This is a genomic window from Citrobacter sp. Cf132, assembly GCF_030333885.1.
Lineage (GTDB): Bacteria > Pseudomonadota > Gammaproteobacteria > Enterobacterales > Enterobacteriaceae > Citrobacter > Citrobacter freundii.
On the sequence record NZ_JAOWFA010000024.1, the window covers coordinates 1 to 214 of the forward strand.

A 214-nucleotide genomic window follows, 5' to 3' on the forward strand; every position below is an offset into this window, starting at 1 on the left:
GCGTTTCACTTCTGAGTTCGGCATGGGGTCAGGTGGGACCACCGCGCTACAGCCGCCAGGCAAATTCTGTTTATCAACACACTTTTTGGGTCTGTCGATGTAATCTGTAATCAAGCTGAAATCAATGTCTGTCTTTCGCCAAAACATCTTCGGCGTTGTAAGGTTAAGCCTCACGGTTCATTAGTATCGGTTAGCTCAACGTATCGCTACGCTT

The 214-nt window shown here is 47.7% G+C and carries 1 rRNA gene; it reads right to left on the reverse strand.

Features of this window, described 5'->3' with window-relative positions:
• Nucleotides 1–60, reverse strand: a 5S ribosomal RNA gene (gene rrf / locus OGV85_RS24505); the annotation flags it as partial.
• Nucleotides 61–214: the final 154 nt, after the last annotated feature.